Annotated in this window: 17 protein-coding genes, 1 pseudogene and 1 riboswitch; of the genes and pseudogenes, 15 read left to right on the forward strand and 3 right to left on the reverse strand. The window is 54.6% G+C overall.

Annotation, left to right across the window (positions count from 1 at the left end; genetic code table 11):
* Positions 1-46 precede the first annotated feature (46 nt).
* From leuA to leuD, 4 genes are read left to right on the forward strand one after another with little or no spacing between them, the layout of a single operon-like run.
* The gene (gene leuA, locus BEB42_RS02555) at positions 47-1,618 is read left to right on the forward strand and encodes a 2-isopropylmalate synthase (protein ID WP_000082846.1); all 1,572 of its coding nucleotides are present in this window, start codon (positions 47-49) and stop codon (positions 1,616-1,618) included.
* Positions 1,618-2,709 carry a 3-isopropylmalate dehydrogenase gene (gene leuB, locus BEB42_RS02560; protein ID WP_000042351.1) on the forward strand — a complete coding sequence of 364 codons (1,092 nt, stop codon included), beginning with the start codon at positions 1,618-1,620 and terminating at the stop codon, positions 2,707-2,709. Before leuA ends, leuB begins: the two co-directional genes overlap by 1 nt.
* A 2-nt stretch (positions 2,710-2,711) precedes the next feature.
* Positions 2,712-4,112, forward strand: a complete 1,401-nt coding sequence (leuC, locus tag BEB42_RS02565; protein ID WP_001140645.1) for a 3-isopropylmalate dehydratase large subunit — start codon at positions 2,712-2,714, stop codon at positions 4,110-4,112.
* Positions 4,113-4,122: 10 nt separating this feature from the next.
* Positions 4,123-4,728 carry a 3-isopropylmalate dehydratase small subunit gene (leuD, locus tag BEB42_RS02570; protein ID WP_000818247.1) on the forward strand — a complete coding sequence of 202 codons (606 nt, stop codon included), beginning with the start codon at positions 4,123-4,125 and terminating at the stop codon, positions 4,726-4,728.
* A gap of 107 nt (positions 4,729-4,835) precedes the next feature.
* Here the strand turns inward: leuD and sgrT are convergent, their stop codons facing one another.
* Positions 4,836-4,967, reverse strand: coding sequence for a glucose uptake inhibitor SgrT (gene sgrT, locus BEB42_RS02575; RefSeq protein WP_001248772.1), 132 nt, complete (start codon positions 4,965-4,967; stop codon positions 4,836-4,838).
* 88 nt (positions 4,968-5,055) lie between these two features.
* On the opposite strand from sgrT, the gene sgrR reads away from it, so the two are divergent.
* From sgrR to thiQ, 4 genes are all read left to right on the forward strand, one after another.
* Positions 5,056-6,711 (forward strand): DNA-binding transcriptional regulator SgrR, encoded by a 1,656-nt coding sequence (sgrR, locus tag BEB42_RS02580; RefSeq protein WP_001353463.1) that lies wholly within the window; start codon positions 5,056-5,058, stop codon positions 6,709-6,711.
* A 33-nt stretch (positions 6,712-6,744) separates the two neighbouring features.
* A riboswitch (TPP riboswitch) is annotated at positions 6,745-6,844 on the forward strand.
* Positions 6,845-6,874: 30 nt separating this feature from the next.
* Positions 6,875-7,858, forward strand: coding sequence for a thiamine ABC transporter substrate binding subunit (thiB, locus tag BEB42_RS02585; RefSeq protein ID WP_001355216.1), 984 nt, complete (start codon positions 6,875-6,877; stop codon positions 7,856-7,858).
* Positions 7,834-9,444 (forward strand): thiamine/thiamine pyrophosphate ABC transporter permease ThiP, encoded by a 1,611-nt coding sequence (gene thiP / locus BEB42_RS02590; protein WP_000235672.1) that lies wholly within the window; start codon positions 7,834-7,836, stop codon positions 9,442-9,444. The genes thiB and thiP overlap by 25 nt, the downstream gene beginning before the upstream one ends.
* Positions 9,428-10,126, forward strand: a complete 699-nt coding sequence (gene thiQ / locus BEB42_RS02595) for a thiamine ABC transporter ATP-binding protein ThiQ (protein ID WP_000916262.1) — start codon at positions 9,428-9,430, stop codon at positions 10,124-10,126. Before thiP ends, thiQ begins: the two co-directional genes overlap by 17 nt.
* Positions 10,127-10,238: 112 nt before the next feature.
* Here the strand turns inward: thiQ and BEB42_RS02600 are convergent, their stop codons facing one another.
* Together BEB42_RS02600 and araC are read right to left on the reverse strand one after the other, a co-directional pair.
* Positions 10,239-11,003, reverse strand: a complete 765-nt coding sequence (locus tag BEB42_RS02600) for a DedA family protein (RefSeq protein WP_001148385.1) — start codon at positions 11,001-11,003, stop codon at positions 10,239-10,241.
* A gap of 85 nt (positions 11,004-11,088) precedes the next feature.
* Complete coding sequence (gene araC / locus BEB42_RS02605; protein WP_001300811.1) at positions 11,089-11,967, reverse strand: arabinose operon transcriptional regulator AraC; 879 nt, start codon at positions 11,965-11,967, stop codon at positions 11,089-11,091.
* Between the two features lie 338 nt (positions 11,968-12,305).
* Here araC and araB point away from each other — a divergent pair, with 338 nt between their 5' ends.
* The 7 genes and pseudogenes from araB to BEB42_RS02645 all read left to right on the forward strand — a co-directional run.
* Positions 12,306-14,006, forward strand: coding sequence for a ribulokinase (araB, locus tag BEB42_RS02615; protein ID WP_000951852.1), 1,701 nt, complete (start codon positions 12,306-12,308; stop codon positions 14,004-14,006).
* Positions 14,007-14,016: 10 nt separating this feature from the next.
* Positions 14,017-15,519 carry an L-arabinose isomerase gene (gene araA / locus BEB42_RS02620; protein ID WP_000151727.1) on the forward strand — a complete coding sequence of 501 codons (1,503 nt, stop codon included), beginning with the start codon at positions 14,017-14,019 and terminating at the stop codon, positions 15,517-15,519.
* A gap of 114 nt (positions 15,520-15,633) precedes the next feature.
* The gene (araD, locus tag BEB42_RS02625; protein WP_000888658.1) at positions 15,634-16,329 is read left to right on the forward strand and encodes an L-ribulose-5-phosphate 4-epimerase; all 696 of its coding nucleotides are present in this window, start codon (positions 15,634-15,636) and stop codon (positions 16,327-16,329) included.
* Positions 16,330-16,403: 74 nt separating this feature from the next.
* A complete protein-coding gene (polB, locus tag BEB42_RS02630; RefSeq protein WP_000035589.1) occupies positions 16,404-18,755 on the forward strand; it encodes a DNA polymerase II in 2,352 nt (783 codons plus the stop codon).
* A gap of 163 nt (positions 18,756-18,918) precedes the next feature.
* Positions 18,919-21,825: an RNA polymerase-associated protein RapA gene (rapA, locus tag BEB42_RS02635; RefSeq protein WP_001117008.1), complete on the forward strand. Its 2,907-nt coding sequence runs from the start codon at positions 18,919-18,921 to the stop codon at positions 21,823-21,825.
* Between the two features lie 11 nt (positions 21,826-21,836).
* On the forward strand, positions 21,837-22,496 hold the full coding sequence (rluA, locus tag BEB42_RS02640) for a bifunctional tRNA pseudouridine(32) synthase/23S rRNA pseudouridine(746) synthase RluA (protein WP_000525176.1): 660 nt from the start codon (positions 21,837-21,839) through the stop codon (positions 22,494-22,496).
* 210 nt (positions 22,497-22,706) lie between these two features.
* Positions 22,707-22,885: pseudogene (locus BEB42_RS02645) on the forward strand (transposase DNA-binding-containing protein); the annotation flags it as partial.
* Positions 22,886-22,888: the final 3 nt, after the last annotated feature.

Genomic DNA, 22,888 nt, shown 5'->3' on the forward strand with positions numbered 1-22,888 from the left:
TTTATGCCCGAAGCGAGGCGCTCAAAAAGAGACAAGGACCCAAACCATGAGCCAGCAAGTCATTATTTTCGATACCACATTGCGCGACGGTGAACAGGCGTTACAGGCAAGCTTGAGTGTGAAAGAAAAACTGCAAATTGCGCTGGCCCTTGAGCGTATGGGTGTTGACGTGATGGAAGTCGGTTTCCCCGTCTCTTCGCCGGGCGATTTCGAATCGGTGCAGACCATCGCCCGCCAGGTCAAAAACAGCCGCGTATGTGCGTTAGCTCGCTGCGTGGAAAAGGATATCGACGTGGCAGCTGAATCTCTGAAAGTTGCCGAAGCCTTCCGTATCCATACCTTTATTGCCACTTCGCCAATGCACATCGCCACCAAGCTGCGCAGCACGCTGGACGAAGTGATCGAACGCGCTATCTATATGGTGAAACGCGCCCGTAATTACACCGATGATGTTGAATTTTCTTGCGAAGATGCCGGACGCACACCCATTGCCGATCTGGCGCGCGTGGTTGAAGCGGCGATTAATGCCGGTGCCACCACCATCAACATTCCGGACACCGTGGGCTACACCATGCCATTTGAGTTCGCCGGAATCATCAGCGGCCTGTATGAACGCGTGCCTAACATCGACAAAGCCATTATCTCCGTACATACCCACGACGATTTAGGCCTGGCAGTTGGCAACTCACTGGCGGCGGTACATGCCGGAGCGCGCCAGGTGGAAGGTGCAATGAATGGGATCGGCGAGCGTGCCGGTAACTGTTCGCTGGAAGAAGTGATCATGGCGATCAAAGTTCGTAAGGATATTCTCAACGTTCATACCGCCATTAATCACCAGGAAATATGGCGCACCAGCCAGTTAGTTAGCCAGATTTGTAATATGCCGATCCCGGCAAACAAAGCCATTGTTGGCAGCGGCGCATTCGCACACTCCTCCGGTATCCACCAGGATGGCGTGCTGAAAAACCGCGAAAACTACGAAATCATGACACCAGAATCTATTGGTCTGAACCAAATCCAGCTGAATCTGACCTCTCGTTCCGGTCGTGCGGCAGTAAAACACCGCATGGATGAGATGGGGTATAAAGAAAGTGAATATAATTTAGACAATTTGTACGATGCCTTCCTGAAGCTGGCGGACAAAAAAGGTCAGGTGTTTGATTACGATCTGGAGGCGCTGGCCTTCATCGGTAAGCAGCAAGAAGAGCCGGAGCATTTCCGTCTGGATTACTTCAGCGTGCAGTCTGGTTCTAACGATATTGCCACTGCCGCCGTCAAACTGGCCTGTGGCGAGGAAGTTAAAGCGGAAGCTGCCAACGGTAATGGTCCGGTCGATGCCGTCTATCAGGCGATTAACCGCATCACTGACTATAACGTCGAACTGGTGAAATACAGCCTGACCGCCAAAGGCCACGGTAAAGATGCGCTGGGTCAGGTGGATATCGTCGCTAACTACAACGGTCGCCGCTTCCACGGCGTCGGCCTGGCCACCGATATTGTCGAGTCCTCCGCCAAAGCCATGGTGCACGTACTGAACAATATCTGGCGCGCCGCAGAAGTCGAAAAAGAGTTGCAACGCAAAGCTCAACACAACGAAAACAACAAGGAAACCGTGTGATGTCGAAGAATTACCATATTGCCGTTTTACCCGGAGATGGGATCGGGCCGGAAGTGATGACCCAGGCACTGAAAGTGCTGGATGCCGTGCGTAACCGCTTTGCGATGCGTATCACCACCAGCCATTACGATGTAGGCGGCGCAGCCATTGATAACCACGGGCAGCCGCTGCCGCCTGCGACGGTTGAAGGTTGTGAGCAAGCCGATGCCGTGCTGTTTGGCTCGGTGGGCGGCCCGAAATGGGAACATTTGCCGCCAGACCAGCAACCAGAACGCGGCGCGCTGTTGCCTTTGCGTAAGCACTTCAAATTATTCAGCAACCTGCGTCCGGCAAAACTGTATCAGGGGCTGGAAGCATTCTGTCCGCTGCGTGCTGACATTGCCGCTAACGGCTTCGACATCCTGTGTGTGCGCGAACTGACCGGCGGCATCTATTTCGGTCAACCAAAAGGCCGCGAAGGTAGTGGACAATATGAAAAAGCGTTTGATACCGAGGTGTATCACCGTTTTGAGATCGAGCGCATTGCCCGTATCGCGTTTGAATCTGCCCGCAAGCGCCGTCACAAAGTCACCTCAATCGACAAAGCCAATGTACTGCAATCCTCTATTTTATGGCGGGAGATTGTTAACGAGATCGCCACGGAATATCCGGACATCGAACTGGCGCATATGTACATCGACAACGCCACCATGCAGTTGATTAAAGATCCATCACAGTTTGACGTACTGCTGTGCTCCAACTTGTTTGGCGACATTCTGTCTGATGAGTGCGCGATGATCACAGGCTCCATGGGCATGTTGCCTTCCGCCAGCCTGAACGAGCAAGGTTTTGGTCTGTATGAACCGGCGGGCGGCTCGGCACCCGATATCGCAGGCAAAAACATCGCCAACCCGATTGCACAAATTCTGTCGCTGGCGCTGCTGCTGCGTTACAGCCTGGATGCCGATGATGCGGCTTCCGCCATTGAACGCGCCATTAACCGCGCGTTAGAAGAAGGCATTCGCACCGGGGATTTAGCCCGTGGCGCTGCCGCCGTTAGTACCGATGAAATGGGCGATATCATTGCCCGCTATGTGGCAGAAGGGGTGTAATCATGGCTAAGACGTTATACGAAAAATTATTCGACGCTCACGTAGTGTACGAAGCCGAAAACGAAACCCCGCTGTTATATATCGACCGTCATCTGGTACATGAAGTGACCTCACCGCAGGCGTTCGATGGTCTGCGCGCCCACGGTCGCCCGGTACGTCAGCCGGGGAAAACCTTCGCCACCATGGATCACAACGTCTCGACTCAGACTAAAGACATTAATGCCTGCGGTGAAATGGCGCGCATCCAGATGCAGGAACTGATCAAAAACTGCAAAGAGTTTGGCGTCGAGCTGTATGACCTGAATCACCCGTATCAGGGGATTGTCCACGTAATGGGGCCGGAACAGGGCGTCACCTTACCAGGAATGACCATTGTCTGCGGCGACTCACATACCGCCACCCACGGGGCGTTTGGTGCACTGGCCTTTGGTATCGGTACATCCGAGGTCGAACACGTACTGGCAACGCAGACCCTGAAACAGGGGCGCGCGAAAACCATGAAAATTGAAGTCCAGGGCAAAGCTGCGCCGGGCATTACCGCGAAAGATATTGTGCTGGCGATTATCGGTAAAACCGGCAGCGCTGGCGGTACCGGGCATGTGGTGGAGTTTTGCGGCGAAGCAATCCGTGATTTAAGCATGGAAGGTCGTATGACCCTGTGCAACATGGCAATCGAAATGGGCGCAAAAGCCGGTCTGGTTGCGCCGGACGAAACCACCTTTAACTATGTTAAAGGCCGTCTGCATGCGCCGAAAGGTAAAGATTTCGACGACGCCGTTGCCTACTGGAAAACTCTGCAAACCGACGAAGGCGCAACTTTCGATACCGTTGTCACTCTGCAAGCAGAAGAGATCGCCCCGCAGGTAACATGGGGAACTAACCCCGGTCAGGTGATCTCCGTGAACGACAACATTCCCGATCCGGCTTCGTTTGCCGATCCGGTTGAACGCGCGTCGGCAGAAAAAGCGCTGGCCTATATGGGGCTGAAACCGGGTATTCCGCTGACCGAAGTGGCTATCGACAAAGTGTTTATCGGTTCCTGCACCAACTCGCGCATTGAAGATTTACGCGCAGCGGCAGAAATCGCCAAAGGCCGGAAAGTCGCGCCGGGCGTGCAGGCACTGGTGGTTCCCGGCTCTGGTCCGGTAAAAGCCCAGGCGGAAGCGGAAGGTCTGGACAAAATCTTTATCGAAGCCGGTTTTGAATGGCGCTTGCCAGGCTGCTCAATGTGTCTGGCGATGAACAACGACCGCCTGAATCCGGGCGAGCGTTGTGCCTCCACCAGCAACCGTAACTTTGAAGGCCGCCAGGGGCGCGGCGGGCGCACGCATCTGGTCAGCCCGGCAATGGCTGCCGCTGCTGCTGTGACCGGACATTTCGCCGACATTCGCAACATTAAATAAGGAGCACACCATGGCAGAGAAATTTATCAAACATACAGGCCTGGTGGTTCCACTGGATGCCGCCAATGTCGATACCGATGCAATCATCCCGAAACAGTTTTTGCAGAAAGTGACGCGCACTGGTTTTGGCGCGCATCTGTTTAATGACTGGCGTTTTCTGGATGAAAAAGGCCAACAGCCAAACCCGGGCTTCGTGCTGAACTTCCCGCAATATCAGGGCGCTTCCATTTTGCTGGCACGAGAAAACTTCGGCTGCGGTTCCTCGCGTGAGCACGCGCCGTGGGCATTGACAGACTACGGTTTTAAAGTGGTGATTGCGCCGAGTTTTGCTGACATCTTCTACGGCAATAGCTTTAACAACCAGCTGCTGCCGGTGAAATTAAGCGATGCAGAAGTGGATGAGCTGTTTGCACTGGTGAAAGCCAATCCGGGGATTCATTTTGATGTAGACCTGGAAGCGCAAGAGGTGAAAGCGGGTGAGAAAACTTATCGCTTTGCCATTGATGCCTTCCGCCGCCACTGCATGATGAATGGTCTGGACAGCATCGGCCTGACCCTGCAGCACGACGACGCTATTGCGTCTTATGAAGAGAAGCAACCGGCGTTTATGCGTTAGTTTGTACACCGTCCGGCACTCAATCGCCAAAAAGAAAAAAGCCAGCAGATAATCACTGCTGGCGTGGCGATTAACACCAATACTCAGTCACACATGATGTCCGCAAATCAGTAGTCAGAATGACTCCCCTCCCACTGCATCAGCTCTTCAAGCATGGTTAATCGTTGTGGGACGCTTAACCAACGCAACCAGCACAACGTCGCTGTCGCGGTAAAATAGTGCTGATAAAACTGACGCATGGGGCACCTCCTTGCTTCATCGTTAGGAATTATTGACTTAATATAGGGAAAATAAAATTGCTGACTTTTGCGCAGGAGTTCCCCTTTTATGCCATCCGCTCGTCTGCAACAACAGTTCATCCGCCTGTGGCAATGCTGCGAGGGTAAATCGCAGGACACGACGCTCAACGAACTGGCAGCGTTATTGAGCTGCTCGCGTCGTCATATGCGCACCCTGCTCAACACCATGCAGGATCGCGGCTGGCTGACGTGGGAAGCGGAAGTCGGGCGCGGTAAACGCTCTCGTCTGACATTCCTCTACACCGGGCTGGCGCTTCAGCAACAGCGAGCAGAGGACCTGCTGGAGCAGGATCGTATCGATCAACTGGTGCAACTGGTTGGCGACAAAGCGGCTGTGCGGCAAATGTTGGTTTCTCATCTGGGGCGTACCTTCCGCCAGGGGCGGCACATCCTGCGCGTTCTCTACTATCGTCCGTTGCGCAATCTGCTGCCCGGCAGTGCATTGCGCCGTTCCGAAACCCATATCGCCCGGCAAATCTTCAGTTCGCTAACGCGCATAAATGAGGAAAATGGGGAACTGGAAGCAGACATCGCCCACCACTGGCAGCAAATATCACCGCTTCACTGGCGCTTCTTTTTGCGTCCAGGAGTCCATTTTCACCATGGTCGTGAACTGGAAATGGACGATGTGATCGCCTCTTTAAAACGAATCAATACGCTTCCGCTCTATTCACATATTGCGGACATTGTGTCGCCGACGCCCTGGACGCTGGATATCCATCTCACGCAACCGGACCGCTGGTTACCGTTACTGCTGGGGCAAGTTCCGGCGATGATCCTGCCACGAGAATGGGAAACCCTCAGTAACTTTGCCAGCCATCCCATCGGCACCGGTCCGTATGCGGTGATCCGCAACAGCACCAATCAACTGAAAATTCAGGCATTCGATGACTTCTTCGGTTACCGGGCATTAATCGACGAAGTTAACGTCTGGGTTCTGCCGGAAATTGCCGACGAGCCAGCCGGCGGTCTGATGCTAAAAGGTCCACAGGGCGAGGAAAAAGAGATTGAAAGTCGGCTGGAGGAAGGTTGCTACTATTTACTGTTCGACAGCCGCACCCACCGTGGGGCGAATCAGCAAGTCAGGGACTGGGTAAGTTATGTGCTTTCTCCAACTAATCTGGTCTATTTCGCCGAGGAACAATACCAGCAACTCTGGTTTCCGGCTTATGGACTGCTCCCCCGCTGGCATCATGCCCACCCGGCGCAGTGCGAAAAACCTGCCGGGCTGGAAAGCCTCACCCTGACCTTTTATCAGGATCATATTGAGCATCGGGTGATTGCCAGGATCATGCAGCAGATTCTGGCAAGTCATCAGGTCACACTTGAAATTAAAGAGATCAGCTATGATCAGTGGCACGAAGGAGAGATCGAGAGCGATATCTGGCTTAACAGCGCCAACTTTACGCTGCCGCTGGATTTTTCGCTGTTCGCGCACTTGTGCGAGGTGCCGCTGCTCCAACACTGTATTCCGATCGACTGGCAAGCCGACGCCGCCCGCTGGCGCAATGGCGAAATGAACCTGGCGAACTGGTGCCAGCAACTGGTCGCCAGCAAAGCAATGGTGCCGCTCATCCACCACTGGCTGATCATTCAGGGGCAACGCAGTATGCGCGGCCTGCGCATGAACACTCTCGGCTGGTTCGATTTTAAATCCGCGTGGTTTGCGCCACCGGATCCATGATTGCTGGTTGATAACAAAATCACTACACTAACGCCGTTCTCAACGGGGTGCCACGCAGACGCGTGCGCTGAGAAAATACCCGTCGAACCTGATCCGGATAACGCCGGCGAAGGGATTTGAGGCTCCTTCTCAAGTCCTTTGCCACTCTTCTTTGAGGTGCAAAGTGTTAAAAAAATATCTTCCCCTGCTGTTGCTCTGTACAGCACCCGCTTTCGCTAAACCCGTTCTGACTGTTTATACCTACGATTCCTTCGCCGCCGACTGGGGGCCAGGTCCGGTGGTGAAAAAAGCCTTTGAAGCCGACTGTAATTGCGAACTGAAACTGGTGGCGCTGGAAGATGGCGTTTCGCTTCTCAACCGTCTACGGATGGAAGGCAAAAACAGCAAAGCCGATGTGGTGCTGGGGCTGGATAACAATCTGTTAGATGCCGCCAGCAAAACCGGGCTGTTTGCTAAAAGCGGTGTGGCAGCAGATGCGGTAAATGTACCCGGCGGCTGGAATAATGACACTTTCGTCCCGTTTGATTACGGTTATTTCGCCTTCGTCTATGACAAGAACAAACTGAAAAATCCGCCGCAAAGCCTGAAAGAGCTGGTTGAAAGCGATCAGAACTGGCGAGTGATTTATCAGGATCCACGTACCAGTACGCCGGGCCTGGGCCTGTTGTTGTGGATGCAAAAAGTCTATGGCGATGACGCCCCACAAGCCTGGCAGAAACTGGCGAAGAAAACGGTCACGGTCACCAAAGGCTGGAGCGAAGCCTACGGCCTGTTCTTAAAAGGCGAAAGCGATCTGGTACTGAGTTACACCACCTCTCCGGCTTATCACATTCTCGAAGAGAAGAAAGATAACTACGCCGCCGCGAACTTCAGCGAAGGTCACTATTTGCAAGTGGAAGTCGCCGCCCGCACCGCTGCCAGCAAACAGCCGGAGCTGGCGCAAAAATTCCTCCAGTTTATGGTTTCTCCGGCTTTTCAGAATGCGATCCCAACCGGCAACTGGATGTATCCGGTGGCAAACGTCACGCTGCCTGCCGGTTTTGAAAAATTGACCAAACCGGCAACCACGCTGGAGTTCACGCCAGCCGAGGTGGCGGCACAACGTCAGGCATGGATTAGCGAATGGCAACGCGCCGTCAGCCGTTAATTCCCGGCTGGTTAATTCCAGGCGTAAGCGCCGCTACGCTTGTGGTGGCGGTTGCACTGGCGGCATTTCTCGCCCTGTGGTGGAACGCGCCGCAGGGTGACTGGGTGGCAATCTGGCAGGACAGCTACCTGTGGCATGTGGTGCGCTTCTCCTTCTGGCAGGCGTTTCTCTCGGCGCTGCTCTCTGTCGTACCCGCGATATTCCTCGCCCGCGCGCTCTATCGCAGGCGCTTTCCGGGTCGGCTGACGCTGTTGCGTCTGTGCGCAATGACCTTGATCCTCCCGGTGCTGGTTGCTGTTTTCGGCATTCTTAGCGTCTATGGTCGCCAGGGCTGGCTGGCATCACTCTGCCAATCGCTCGGTCTGGAGTGGACCTTTTCGCCCTACGGCCTGCAAGGTATTTTGCTGGCGCACGTATTTTTTAATCTGCCGATGGCGAGCCGCTTATTACTCCAGGCACTGGAAAACATTCCCGGCGAACAACGTCAACTTGCCGCCCAGCTTGGGATGCGCGGCTGGCATTTTTTCCGCTTCGTCGAATGGCCGTGGTTACGGCGTCAAATCCCGCCGGTTGCCGCGCTTATCTTTATGCTCTGTTTCGCCAGCTTCGCCACCGTGCTATCGCTGGGCGGCGGTCCGCAGGCGACCACTATCGAGCTGGCAATCTATCAGGCGCTGAGTTACGACTACGATCCCGCCCGCGCGGCGATGCTGGCGCTGATCCAGATGGTTTGTTGCCTTGGGCTGGTGCTGTTGAGTCAGCGACTAAGTAAGGCCATTGCGCCCGGCACCACGCTGCTGCAAGGCTGGCGCGACCCGGACGATCGTCTGCATAGCCGCATTTGCGACACGGTGTTAATTGTGCTGGCGCTGTTGCTGTTGCTGCCACCGTTACTGGCGGTGCTCGTCGATGGGATAAATCGCCAGTTGCCGGAAGTGCTGGCGCAGCCGGTGCTGTGGCAGGCACTGTGGACCTCGTTGCGTATTGCGCTGGCGGCAGGCGTATTATGCGTAGTGCTGACCATGATGCTGCTATGGAGCAGTCGCGAATTGCGGGCACGGCAAAAAATGCTGGCGGGTCAGGCGCTGGAGATGAGCGGAATGCTGATCCTCGCCATGCCGGGGATTGTGCTGGCAACGGGCTTCTTTTTACTGCTCAACAACACCATCGGCCTGCCACAATCTGCTGACGGCATCGTGATTTTCACCAATGCGTTAATGGCCATCCCTTATGCGCTGAAAGTGCTGGAAAACCCGATGCGCGATATCACTGCCCGCTATAGCATGCTTTGTCAGTCGCTGGGCATTGAAGGCTGGTCGCGCTTAAAAGTGGTGGAGCTGCGCGCCCTGAAACGTCCGCTGGCGCAGGCGCTGGCCTTTGCGTGTGTGCTGTCGATTGGTGATTTTGGCGTGGTGGCGTTGTTCGGTAACGATGATTTCCGCACCCTGCCGTTTTATCTCTACCAGCAAATTGGCTCCTATCGTAGCCAGGATGGCGCGGTGACCGCGTTAATTCTACTGCTGCTCTGTTTTCTGCTGTTTACCGTGATTGAAAAACTACCGGGGCGAAATGTTAAAACTGACTGATATCACCTGGCTTTATCACCATTTGCCGATGCGTTTTAGCTTAACGGTGGAACCCGGCGAGCAGGTGGCGATCCTCGGGCCAAGCGGCGCGGGTAAAAGTACCCTGCTAAATTTGATCGCCGGTTTTCTGACGCCAGCCAGCGGTTCGCTGACTATCGATGGTATTGATCACACCACTACGCCGCCGTCACGCCGTCCGGTATCGATGCTGTTTCAGGAGAACAACCTGTTCAGTCACCTGACGGTCGCGCAGAACATCGGGCTGGGGCTTAATCCTGGATTGAAGCTGAACGCGGCGCAGCAGGAGAAAATGCATGCTATCGCCCGCCAGATGGGGATTGATAATTTAATGGCGCGATTACCGGGCGAGCTTTCTGGCGGTCAGCGACAGCGCGTGGCGTTAGCGCGTTGTCTGGTGCGCGAACAGCCGATTTTATTGCTCGATGAACCGTTCTCTGCGCTCGATCCGGCGTTACGTCAGGAGATGCTGACGCTGGTGAGCACGAGCTGCCAGCAGCAAAAAATGACGCTATTGATGGTGTCGCACAGTGTGGAAGATGCGGCCCGGATCGCCACACGCTCGGTGGTGGTCGCCGACGGGCGCATCGCCTGGCAGGGTAAGACTGAAGAATTGTTGAGCGGTAAGGCGAGTGCTTCGGCAATATTGGGGATTACGGGTTAGTATGCACTGTCGGATGCGGCGTGAACGCCTTATCCGACCTACGGACAGTGCGTTTTGTAGGCCTGATAAGACGCGGCAAGCGTCGCATCAGGCAACCCGCACAGACTATCCCCTAAACCCCAACCACTTTCCGCAAAATATCGATATATACCGGCATCAACGGGTGGCGAATTAACACCACCAGCGCCACCACGCCGATGGCAGAAATCAACGGTGTCAACCACAACAAATGACCGCGCGACAAATAATGACTTAAACGATCAGTTACCTTGCCGCTGCGCCATAACCGCCAACACAGCCAGCCGCCAACCCACAAAAACACCGCTGTTGCCAGCAGCAACCACTTAAATTCACCGCTCTGCATCCCGGCAGGAATATCGATCGCCGCACCCGCCAGAATCCCCGGCAGGAAGTAAAACGGAGGCCATAACAGGCAGCCGATAATATTTGGCGTAATAAATTTCGCCACCGGGAGATCCAACATTCCCGCCACCATTGGCACCAGCGGACGCGTCGGGCCGACAAAACGACCGACCAGAATGGTAAACATGCTGTGTTGATGCAACGCATGTTCAGTTTTATCGAGTAATGCTTTGTTCTTCTTCAGAAACGACCAGCGATGCAACGGCTTTTTAAAACGCCAGCCCAGCCAGAAGGAGATCCAGTCGCCCATCAGGCAACCGACAATCCCTGCCAGCCAGGCGTGCCAGAAACTTAACTCGCCGCTGCCAATCAGCGCTCCCAGTCCTGCCATCAGCACCGTACCGGGCAGAATCAAACCGACCAGCGCCAGCGACTCCAGAAAGGCCACCAACATTACCGCCATCAATGAATACACGGTGGATTGGGTAATAAAGTGTTCCAGCAATGCTTGCATAATGTGCCTGTCAAATGGACGAAGCAGGGATTCTGCAAACCCTATGCTACTCCGTCAAGCCGTCAATTATCTGATTCGTTACCAATTATGACAACTTGACGGCTACATCATTCACTTTTTCTTCACAACCGGCACGGAACTCACTTGGGCTGGCCCCGGTGCATTTTTTAAATACCCGCGAGAAATAGAGTTGATCGTCAAAGCCAACATTGCGACCGACAGTGGCGATAGGCATCCGTGTGGTGCTCAAAAGCAGCTTCGCCTGGCTGATGCGTTGGTCCTCGCGCCAGCTTAAGACACTAATCCCTAACTGTTGGCGGAACAGATGTGACAGACGCGACGGCGACAGGCAGACATGCTGCGCCACGCTGGCAATATCAAAATTGCTGTCTGCGAGGTGATCGCTAATGTACTGACAAGCCTCGCGTACCCGATTATCCATCGGTGGATGGAGCGACTCGTTAATTGCTTCCATGCGCCGAAGTAACAATTGCTCAAGCAGATTTATCGCCAGCAGCTCCGAATAGCGCCCTTCCCCTTGCCCGGCGTTAATGATTTGCCCAAACAGGTCGCTGAAATGCGGCTGGTGCGCTTCATCCGGGCGAAAGAAACCGGTATTGGCAAATATTGACGGCCAGTTAAGCCATTCATGCCAGTAGGCGCGCGGACGAAAGTAAACCCACTGGTGATACCATTCGCGAGCCTCCGGATGACGACCGTAGTGATGAATCTCTCCTGGCGGGAACAGCAAAATATCACCCGGTCGGCAGACAAATTCTCGTCCCTGATTTTTCACCACCCCCTGGCCGCGTATGGTGAGATTGAGAATATAACCCTTCATTCCCAGCGGTCGGTCGATAAAAAAATCGAGATAACCGTTGGCCTCAATCGGCGTTAAACCCGCCACCAGATGGGCGTTAAACGAGTATCCCGGCAGCAGGGGATCATTTTGCGCTTCAGCCATACTTTTCATACTCCCGCCATTCAGGGAAGAAACCAATTGTCCATATTGCATTAGACATTGCCGTCACTGCGTCTTTTACTGGCTCTTCTCGCTAATCCAACCGGTAACCCCGCTTATTAAAAGCATTCTGTAACAAAGCGGGACCAAAGCCATGACAAAACCGCGTAACAAAAGTGTCTATAATCACGGCAGAAAAGTCCACATTGATTATTTGCACGGCGTCACACTTTGCTATGCCATAGCATTTTTATCCATAAGATTAGCGGATCCTACCTGACGCTTTTTTTCGCAACTCTCTACTGTTTCTCCATACCCGTTTTTTTGGATGGAGTGAAACGATGGCGATTGCAATTGGCCTCGATTTTGGCAGTGATTCTGTGCGAGCTTTGGCGGTGGACTGCGCCACCGGTGAAGAGATCGCCACCAGCGTAGAGTGGTATCCCCGTTGGCAGAAAGGGCAATTTTGTGATGCCCCAAATAACCAGTTCCGTCATCATCCGCGTGACTACATTGAGTCAATGGAAGCGGCGCTGAAAACCGTGCTTGCAGAGCTTAGCGCCGAGCAGCGCGCAACCGTGGTCGGGATTGGCGTTGACACAACCGGCTCGACGCCCGCACCGATTGACGCCGACGGTAACGTCCTGGCGCTGCGCCCGGAGTTTGCCGAAAACCCGAACGCAATGTTCGTATTGTGGAAAGACCACACCGCGGTTGAAGAAGCGGAAGAGATCACCCGTTTGTGTCACGCGCCGGGCAAAGTTGACTACTCCCGCTATATTGGCGGTATTTATTCCAGCGAATGGTTCTGGGCAAAAATCCTGCATGTGACTCGCCAGGACAGCGCCGTGGCGCAATCTGCCGCATCGTGGATTGAACTTTGCGACTGGGTGCCCGCCCTGCTCAGTGGCACCACGCGCCCGCAGGATATTCGCCGCGGACGTTGCAGCGCCGGACATAAATCTCTGTGGCACGAAAGCTGGGGCGGCCTGCCGCCAGCCAGTTTCTTTGACGAACTGGACCCGATCCTCAATCGCCATTTGCCTTCCCCGCTGTTCACTGACACCTGGACTGCCGATATTCCGGTGGGCACGTTATGCCCGGAATGGGCGCAGCGTCTCGGCCTGCCTGAAAGCGTGGTGATTTCCGGCGGCGCGTTTGACTGCCATATGGGCGCAGTTGGCGCAGGCGCACAGCCTAACGCTCTGGTAAAAGTTATCGGTACTTCCACCTGCGACATTCTGATTGCCGACAAACAGAGCGTTGGCGAGCGGGCAGTTAAAGGCATTTGCGGTCAGGTTGATGGCAGCGTGGTGCCTGGATTTATCGGTCTGGAAGCAGGTCAGTCGGCGTTTGGTGATATCTACGCCTGGTTCGGTCGCGTACTCGGCTGGCCGCTGGAACAGCTTGCCGCCCAGCATCCGGAACTGAAAGAGCAAATCAACGCCAGCCAGAAACAACTGCTTCCGGCGCTGACCGAAGCATGGGCCAAAAATCCGTCTCTGGATCACCTGCCGGTGGTGCTCGACTGGTTTAACGGCCGCCGCACACCGAACGCTAACCAACGCCTGAAAGGGGTGATTACCGATCTGAACCTCGCAACCGACGCTACGCTGCTGTTCGGCGGTTTGATTGCTGCCACCGCCTTTGGCGCACGTGCAATTATGGAGTGCTTTACCGATCAGGGGATCGCCGTTAATAACGTGATGGCACTGGGCGGCATCGCGCGGAAAAACCAGGTCATTATGCAGGCCTGCTGCGACGTGCTGAATCGCCCGCTGCAAATTGTTGCCTCTGACCAGTGCTGTGCGCTCGGTGCGGCGATTTTTGCTGCCGTCGCCGCGAAAGTGCACGCAGATATCCCATCAGCACAGCAAAAAATGGCCAGTGCGGTAGAGAAAACCCTGCAACCTCGCAGCGAACAGGCACAACGCTTTGAACAGCTTTATCGCCGCTATCAGCAATGGGCGATGAGCGCCGAACAACACTATCTTCCAACTTCCGCCCCGGCACAGGCTGCCCAGGCCGTTCCGATTCTATAAGGACACGACAATGACAATTTTTGATAATTATGAAGTGTGGTTTGTAATTGGCAGCCAGCATCTGTATGGCCCGGAAACCCTGCGTCAGGTCACCCAACATGCCGAACACGTCGTTAATGCGCTGAATACGGAAGCGAAACTGCCCTGCAAACTGGTGCTGAAACCGCTGGGCACCACGCCGGATGAAATCACCGCTATTTGCCGTGACGCGAATTACGACGATCGTTGCGCTGGTCTGGTGGTGTGGCTGCACACCTTCTCTCCAGCCAAAATGTGGATTAACGGCCTGACCATGCTCAATAAGCCGTTGCTGCAATTCCACACCCAGTTCAACGCGGCGCTGCCGTGGGACAGTATCGACATGGACTTTATGAACCTGAACCAGACTGCACATGGCGGTCGCGAGTTTGGCTTCATTGGCGCACGTATGCGTCAGCAACATGCCGTCGTTACCGGTCACTGGCAGGATAAACAGGCACATGAGCGTATCGGCTCATGGATGCGTCAGGCGGTCTCTAAACAGGATACCCGTCATCTGAAAGTTTGCCGCTTTGGCGATAACATGCGTGAAGTAGCGGTTACCGATGGCGATAAAGTTGCCGCACAAATCAAATTCGGTTTCTCCGTCAATACCTGGGCGGTTGGCGATCTGGTGCAGGTGGTGAACTCCATCAGCGATGGCGATGTTAACGCGCTGGTCGATGAGTACGAAAGCTGCTACACCATGACGCCTGCGACACAAATCCACGGCGAAAAACGGCAGAACGTGCTGGAAGCTGCGCGTATTGAGCTGGGGATGAAGCGTTTCCTGGAACAAGGTGGCTTCCATGCGTTCACCACCACCTTTGAAGATTTGCACGGTCTGAAGCAGCTTCCAGGCCTGGCCGTGCAGCGTCTGATGCAACAGGGCTACGGCTTTGCGGGCGAAGGCGACTGGAAAACTGCCGCCCTGCTTCGCATCATGAAGGTGATGTCAACCGGTCTGCAGGGCGGCACCTCTTTTATGGAGGACTATACCTACCACTTCGAGAAAGGTAATGACCTGGTGCTCGGCTCCCACATGCTGGAAGTCTGCCCGTCGATCGCTGCAGAAGAGAAACCGATCCTCGACGTTCAGCACCTCGGTATTGGTGGTAAAGACGACCCGGCCCGCCTAATCTTCAACACCCAAACCGGTCCGGCCATTGTCGCCAGCCTGATTGATCTCGGCGATCGTTACCGTCTGCTGGTTAACTGCATCGACACGGTGAAAACGCCGCACACCCTGCCGAAACTGCCGGTGGCGAATGCGCTGTGGAAAGCGCAGCCGGATCTACCAACCGCTTCCGAAGCGTGGATCCTTGCTGGTGGCGCGCACCACACCGTCTTCAGCCATGCGTTGAACCTCAACGATATGCGCCAGTTTGCCGAGATGCACGACATTGAAATCACGGTGATTGATAACGACACCCGCCTGCCAGCGTTTAAAGATGCACTGCGCTGGAACGAAGTGTATTACGGATTTCGTCGCTAAGTAGCCGCATCAGGTATGTAACGCCTGATGCGACGCTGACGCGTCTTATCTGGCCTACACGTTCCGATTTTGTAGGCCGGATAAGCAAAGCGCATCCGGCACGAAGGAGTCAACATGTTAGAAGATCTCAAACGTCAGGTTTTAGAAGCCAACCTGGCGCTGCCAAAACACAACCTGGTCACGCTGACCTGGGGCAACGTCAGCGCCGTTGATCGCGAGCGCGGCGTCTTTGTAATCAAACCTTCCGGCGTCGATTACAGCATCATGACCGCTGACGATATGGTCGTGGTCAGCATCGAAACCGGTGAAGTGGTAGAAGGTACGAAAAAGCCCTCCTCCGACACGCCAACTCACCGGCTGCTCTATCAGGCATTCCCGTCCATTGGCGGCATTGTGCATACGCACTCGCGCCACGCCACCATCTGGGCGCAGGCGGGCCAGTCAATTCCGGCAACCGGCACCACCCACGCCGACTATTTCTACGGCACCATTCCCTGCACTCGCAAAATGACCGACGCAGAAATCAACGGCGAATATGAGTGGGAAACCGGTAACGTCATCGTTGAAACTTTCGAAAAACAGGGTATCGACGCAGCGCAAATGCCTGGCGTTCTGGTCCATTCTCACGGCCCGTTTGCATGGGGTAAAAACGCTGAAGACGCAGTGCATAACGCCATCGTGCTGGAAGAAGTCGCTTATATGGGGATTTTCTGCCGCCAGCTTGCTCCGCAACTGCCTGATATGCAGCAAACATTGCTGGATAAACACTATCTGCGTAAGCATGGTGCGAAGGCATATTACGGGCAGTAATGACTGTATAAAACCACAGCCAATCAAACGAAACCAGGCTATAATCAAGCCTGGTTTTTTGATGGAATTTCAGCGTGGCGCAGGCAGGTTTTATCTTAACCCGACACTGGCGGGACACCCCGCAAGGGACAGAGATCTCTTTCTGGTTAGCGACGGACAACGGGCCGTTGCAGGTTACGCTTGCACCGCAAGAGTCCGTGGCGTTTATTCCCGCCGATCAGGTTCCCCGCGCCCAGCATATTTTGCAGGGTGAACAAGGCTTTCGCCTGACGCCGCTGGCGTTAAAGGATTTTCATCGCCAGCCGGTGTATGGCCTTTACTGTCGCGCCCATCGCCAGTTAATGAATTACGAAAAGCGCCTGCGTGAAGGTGGCGTTACCGTCTACGAGGCCGATGTGCGCCCGCCGGAACGCTATCTGATGGAGCGGTTTATCACCTCTCCGGTGTGGGTCGAGGGTGATATGCGCAATGGCGCTATCGTTAATGCCCGTCTGAAACCGCATCCCGACTACCGCCCGCCGCTCAAGTGGGTTTCTATTGATATTGAAACTACCCGCCACGGTGAACTGTACTGCATCGGTCTGGAAGGCTGCGGGCAGCGCATCGTTTATATGCTGGGGCCGGAGAATGGCGATGCCTCCGCGCTTGATTTCGAACTGGAGTACGTCGCCAGTCGTCCGCAGCTGCTGGAAAAACTCAACGCCTGGTTTGCTAACCACGATCCTGATGTGATCATCGGCTGGAACGTGGTGCAGTTCGATCTGCGAATGCTGCAAAAACATGCCGAGCGCTACCGTATTCCACTGCGTCTGGGGCGCGATAACAGTGAGCTGGAGTGGCGCGAGCATGGCTTTAAAAACGGTGTGTTTTTTGCCCAGGCTAAAGGTCGGCTAATTATCGACGGTATCGAGGCGCTGAAATCTGCATTCTGGAATTTCTCTTCGTTCTCGCTGGAAACCGTCGCTCAGGAGTTATTAGGCGAAGGAAAATCTATCGATAACCCGTGGGATCGGATGGACGAAATTGACCGCCGTTTCGCCGAAGATAAACCTGCCCTGGCGACTTATAACCTGAAAGATTGCGAGCTGGTGACGCAGATCTTCCACAAAACTGAAATCATGCCGTTTCTACTCGAACGGGCGACGGTGAACGGCCTCCCAGTAGATCGGCACGGGGGATCGGTGGCGGCGTTTGGTCATCTCTATTTTCCGCGAATGCATCGCGCTGGTTATGTCGCGCCTAATCTCGGCGAAGTGCCGCCGCACGCCAGCCCTGGCGGCTACGTGATGGATTCACGGCCAGGGCTTTATGATTCGGTGCTGGTGCTGGACTACAAAAGCCTGTACCCGTCGATCATCCGCACCTATCTGATTGATCCCGTCGGGCTGGTGGAAGGCATGGCGCAGCCTGATCCAGAGCACAGCACCGAAGGCTTTCTCGATGCCTGGTTCTCGCGGGAGAAACATTGCCTGCCGGAGATTGTGACTAACATCTGGCACGGGCGCGATGAAGCCAAACGCCAGGGCAATAAGCCACTGTCGCAGGCGCTGAAGATCATCATGAATGCCTTTTATGGCGTGCTCGGGACTACCGCCTGTCGCTTCTTCGATCCCCGCCTGGCGTCGTCAATCACCATGCGTGGTCATCAGATCATGCGGCAAACCAAAGCGTTGATTGAAGCGCAGGGCTATGACGTAATCTACGGCGATACTGACTCAACGTTTGTCTGGCTGAAAGGCGCACATTCGGAAGAAGAAGCGGCGAAAATCGGTCGTGCACTGGTGCAGCACGTTAACGCCTGGTGGGCAGAAACGTTGCAACAGCAACGGCTGACTAGCGCATTAGAACTGGAGTATGAAACCCATTTCTGCCGTTTTCTGATGCCAACCATTCGTGGAGCCGATACGGGCAGCAAAAAGCGCTATGCCGGGCTGATTCAGGAAGGCGATAAACAACGGATGGTGTTTAAAGGGCTGGAAACCGTACGCACCGACTGGACACCGCTGGCCCAGCAGTTTCAGCAGGAGCTATATCTACGTATCTTCCGCAACGAGCCATATCAGGAATACGTTCGCGAAACCATCGACAAACTGATGGCAGGCGAACTGGATGCACGGCTGGTTTACCGTAAACGCCTTCGCCGTCCACTGAGCGAATATCAGCGTAATGTGCCGCCTCATGTACGCGCCGCTCGCCTTGCCGATGAAGAAAACCAAAAGCGCGGTCGCCCCTTGCAATATCAGAACCGCGGCACCATTAAGTACGTCTGGACCACCAACGGCCCGGAGCCGCTGGACTACCAACGTTCACCACTGGATTACGAACACTATCTGACCCGCCAGCTGCAACCGGTGGCGGAGGGAATACTCCCTTTTATTGAGGATAATTTTGCTACACTTATGACCGGGCAACTTGGGCTATTTTGAGCAAAAAAAGAGTTCGCCAGATACCATTTTGATGCGTGACGAATGCTTTGCCATCCAGTACCATAGCGCCCTTTCCATTCCTGGACCTGAATAACACCACTACCTCATAAGCACGGTAGCGGGTGGTTATTGCCTGCAATTAAAGATATAGAGCCGAACACATATGCCTTTTACACTTGGTCAACGCTGGATCAGCGATACAGAAAGCGAATTGGGACTTGGAACCGTTGTCGCGGTGGATGCGCGAACTGTCACTTTACTTTTCCCATCTACTGGTGAAAACCGTCTGTACGCACGCAGTGATTCCCCCGTGACCCGCGTGATGTTCAACCCTGGTGATACTATTACCAGCCACGACGGCTGGCAGATGCAAGTCGAAGAAGTAAAAGAAGAAAATGGCTTGCTGACCTATATCGGTACTCGCCTGGATACTGAAGAGTCCGGCGTAGCCCTGCGTGAAGTTTTCCTTGATAGCAAACTGGTGTTCAGCAAACCGCAGGACCGTCTGTTTGCCGGGCAGATTGACCGTATGGACCGCTTTGCGCTGCGTTATCGCGCACGTAAATATTCCAGCGAACAGTTCCGTATGCCGTACAGCGGCCTGCGCGGTCAGCGTACCAGTCTGATCCCGCATCAGCTCAACATCGCTCATGATGTTGGTCGCCGCCATGCGCCGCGCGTCCTGCTGGCTGACGAAGTGGGTTTAGGGAAAACCATTGAAGCCGGGATGATCCTGCATCAGCAACTGCTCTCTGGCGCTGCTGAACGTGTACTGATTATCGTCCCGGAAACCTTACAGCATCAGTGGCTGGTAGAAATGCTGCGCCGCTTCAATCTGCGTTTTGCCCTGTTTGATGACGAGCGTTACGCCGAAGCCCAGCACGATGCCTACAACCCGTTCGACACCGAACAGCTGGTGATTTGTTCGCTGGATTTTGCCCGTCGTAGCAAACAGCGTCTGGAACATCTCTGTGAAGCCGAATGGGACCTGCTGGTGGTCGATGAAGCGCATCACCTGGTGTGGAGCGAAGATGCGCCGAGCCGTGAATATCAGGCCATTGAACAACTGGCAGAGCATGTGCCCGGCGTTCTGCTGCTGACTGCGACCCCGGAACAACTGGGGATGGAAAGCCACTTCGCCCGTCTGCGCCTGCTGGACCCGAACCGTTTCCACGATTTCGCGCAGTTCGTTGAAGAGCAGAAAAATTATCGTCCGGTAGCAGATGCCGTTGCCATGCTACTGGCAGGTAACAAACTGAGCAATGATGAACTGAACATGCTCGGTGAGATGATCGGCGAGCAGGATATTGAGCCGTTACTGCAGGCGGCAAACAGCGACAGCGAAGATGCCCAGAGCGCCCGTCAGGAACTGGTTTCCATGCTGATGGATCGCCACGGCACCAGCCGCGTGCTGTTCCGTAACACCCGTAACGGTGTGAAAGGCTTCCCGAAACGCGAGCTGCACACTATTAAGCTGCCGCTGCCGACGCAGTATCAGACGGCGATTAAAGTGTCCGGCATTATGGGCGCACGTAAAAGTGCCGAAGATCGCGCTCGCGATATGCTCTACCCGGAGCGTATTTATCAGGAATTTGAAGGCGATAACGCCACCTGGTGGAACTTCGACCCGCGCGTTGAGTGGCTGATGGGTTACCTGACCAGCCATCGCTCTCAGAAAGTGCTGGTGATCTGCGCTAAAGCCGCTACCGCGCTGCAACTGGAGCAGGTACTGCGTGAGCGTGAAGGTATCCGCGCCGCGGTGTTCCACGAAGGCATGTCGATTATTGAGCGTGACCGCGCTGCGGCATGGTTTGCCGAAGAAGACACCGGCGCGCAGGTGCTGCTGTGTTCGGAAATTGGTTCTGAAGGGCGTAACTTCCAGTTCGCCAGCCACATGGTAATGTTCGATCTGCCGTTCAACCCGGATCTGCTGGAGCAGCGTATTGGTCGTCTGGATCGTATCGGCCAGGCGCACGATATTCAGATCCATGTGCCTTATCTGGAGAAAACCGCTCAGTCGGTGCTGGTGCGCTGGTATCACGAAGGTCTGGATGCATTCGAGCACACCTGCCCGACCGGACGCACTATCTACGATAGCGTGTATAACGATCTGATTAACTACCTGGCCTCACCGGATCAAACCGAAGGCTTTGACGATCTGATCAAAAACTGCCGCGAGCAGCACGAGGCATTGAAGGCACAGCTGGAACAGGGTCGTGACCGCCTGCTGGAGATCCATTCCAACGGTGGCGAAAAAGCGCAGGCATTAGCTGAAAGCATTGAAGAGCAAGATGACGATACCAACCTGATCGCCTTCGCCATGAACCTGTTCGATATTATCGGTATCAATCAGGACGATCGCGGCGACAACATGATCGTGCTGACGCCGTCCGATCATATGCTGGTGCCGGACTTCCCGGGCCTGTCGGAAGATGGCATCACCATCACCTTCGACCGTGAGGTAGCGCTGGCGCGTGAAGATGCGCAGTTTATTACCTGGGAGCATCCGCTGATCCGCAACGGTCTGGATCTGATCCTCTCTGGCGATACCGGTAGCAGCACGATTTCACTGTTGAAAAACAAAGCGTTGCCGGTAGGTACGCTGTTGGTGGAATTGATTTATGTCGTTGAAGCCCAGGCTCCGAAGCAGTTGCAGCTCAACCGCTTCCTGCCGCCGACGCCGGTACGTATGCTGCTGGATAAAAATGGCAACAACCTGGCGGCGCAGGTGGAGTTTGAAACCTTTAACCGTCAGCTTAACGCGGTTAACCGCCACACTGGCAGCAAGCTGGTTAATGCCGTGCAGCAGGATGTTCACGCTATCCTTCAGCTGGGTGAAGCGCAGATCGAGAAATCTGCCCGTGCATTGATTGATGCAGCGCGTAACGAAGCCGACGAAAAACTGTCTGCCGAGCTGTCTCGTCTGGAAGCGCTGCGCGCAGTGAACCCGAACATTCGTGACGACGAACTGACTGCCATTGAGAACAACCGTCAGCAGGTAATGGAAAGCCTGGATCAGGCTGGCTGGCGTCTGGATGCCCTGCGTTTGATCGTTGTGACGCATCAGTAACGGAGCCGAAAATGGGGATGGAAAACTACAATCCGCCGCAGGAACCCTGGCTGGTTATCCTGTATCAGGATGACCACATTATGGTGGTCAACAAGCCGAGCGGCTTGTTGTCTGTGCCGGGTCGTCTGGAAGAGCACAAAGACAGCGTGATGACGCGCATTCAGCGTGATTATCCGCAGGCAGAATCGGTGCATCGTCTGGATATGGCTACCAGCGGTGTGATTGTAGTGGCGCTGACCAAAGCCGCGGAGCGGGAGTTAAAACGCCAGTTCCGCGAGCGCGAGCCGAAAAAGCAGTATGTGGCCCGCGTCTGGGGGCATCCATCCCCTGCGGAAGGTCTGGTAGATCTGCCGCTGATTTGCGACTGGCCAAACCGCCCGAAACAGAAAGTCTGTTACGAAACAGGTAAACCTGCGCAGACGGAATATGAAGTGGTGGAGTATGCGGCGGATAACACGGCAAGAGTGGTGTTAAAACCGATTACCGGGCGTTCGCATCAGTTGCGTGTGCATATGCTGGCGCTGGGTCATCCGATTCTCGGCGATCGTTTTTATGCATCACCAGAAGCGAGAGCAATGGCACCGCGTTTGTTGCTACATGCAGAGATGTTGACGATTACCCATCCGGCGTATGGCAATAGTATGACGTTTAAAGCGCCAGCGGATTTTTAACCTTTCCTGTATGTTTATACCCTCATCCTAAGGGCTGCCTCTTGTACATAAATCCCCGAGTCCGGGGATTTTTTTTCTGCCAAACTGCTTTCAGTTGTTGCGTGTGGCTACGCTTTCCATTCGGTAATTCCCTTCCTGCTCCACAGCGAATTTTTGAACTTTTTCTTCACCCGTTGATCGTCTCTATTATTTCATTTTATCGGGTCTGTTATGGTCCTTTCTGATTGTTATTCATGGGCTAATTAGCCGTCTGGTTGGCGATGCCCATCTCGGTGATCCGCGTCGTGCACGACGCCTTGCATCACCAGCCTCTTCTCTAGCTCATCATGCAGGTCTTTCTAATTGTGAAATCATCCCACGCTACTGCTAAGGTTGAAGGGGCGTTCCAGCCC

It is taken from the genome of Escherichia sp. MOD1-EC5990 (assembly GCF_002965285.1).
GTDB classification, from domain to species: Bacteria; Pseudomonadota; Gammaproteobacteria; order Enterobacterales; family Enterobacteriaceae; genus Escherichia; species Escherichia coli_F.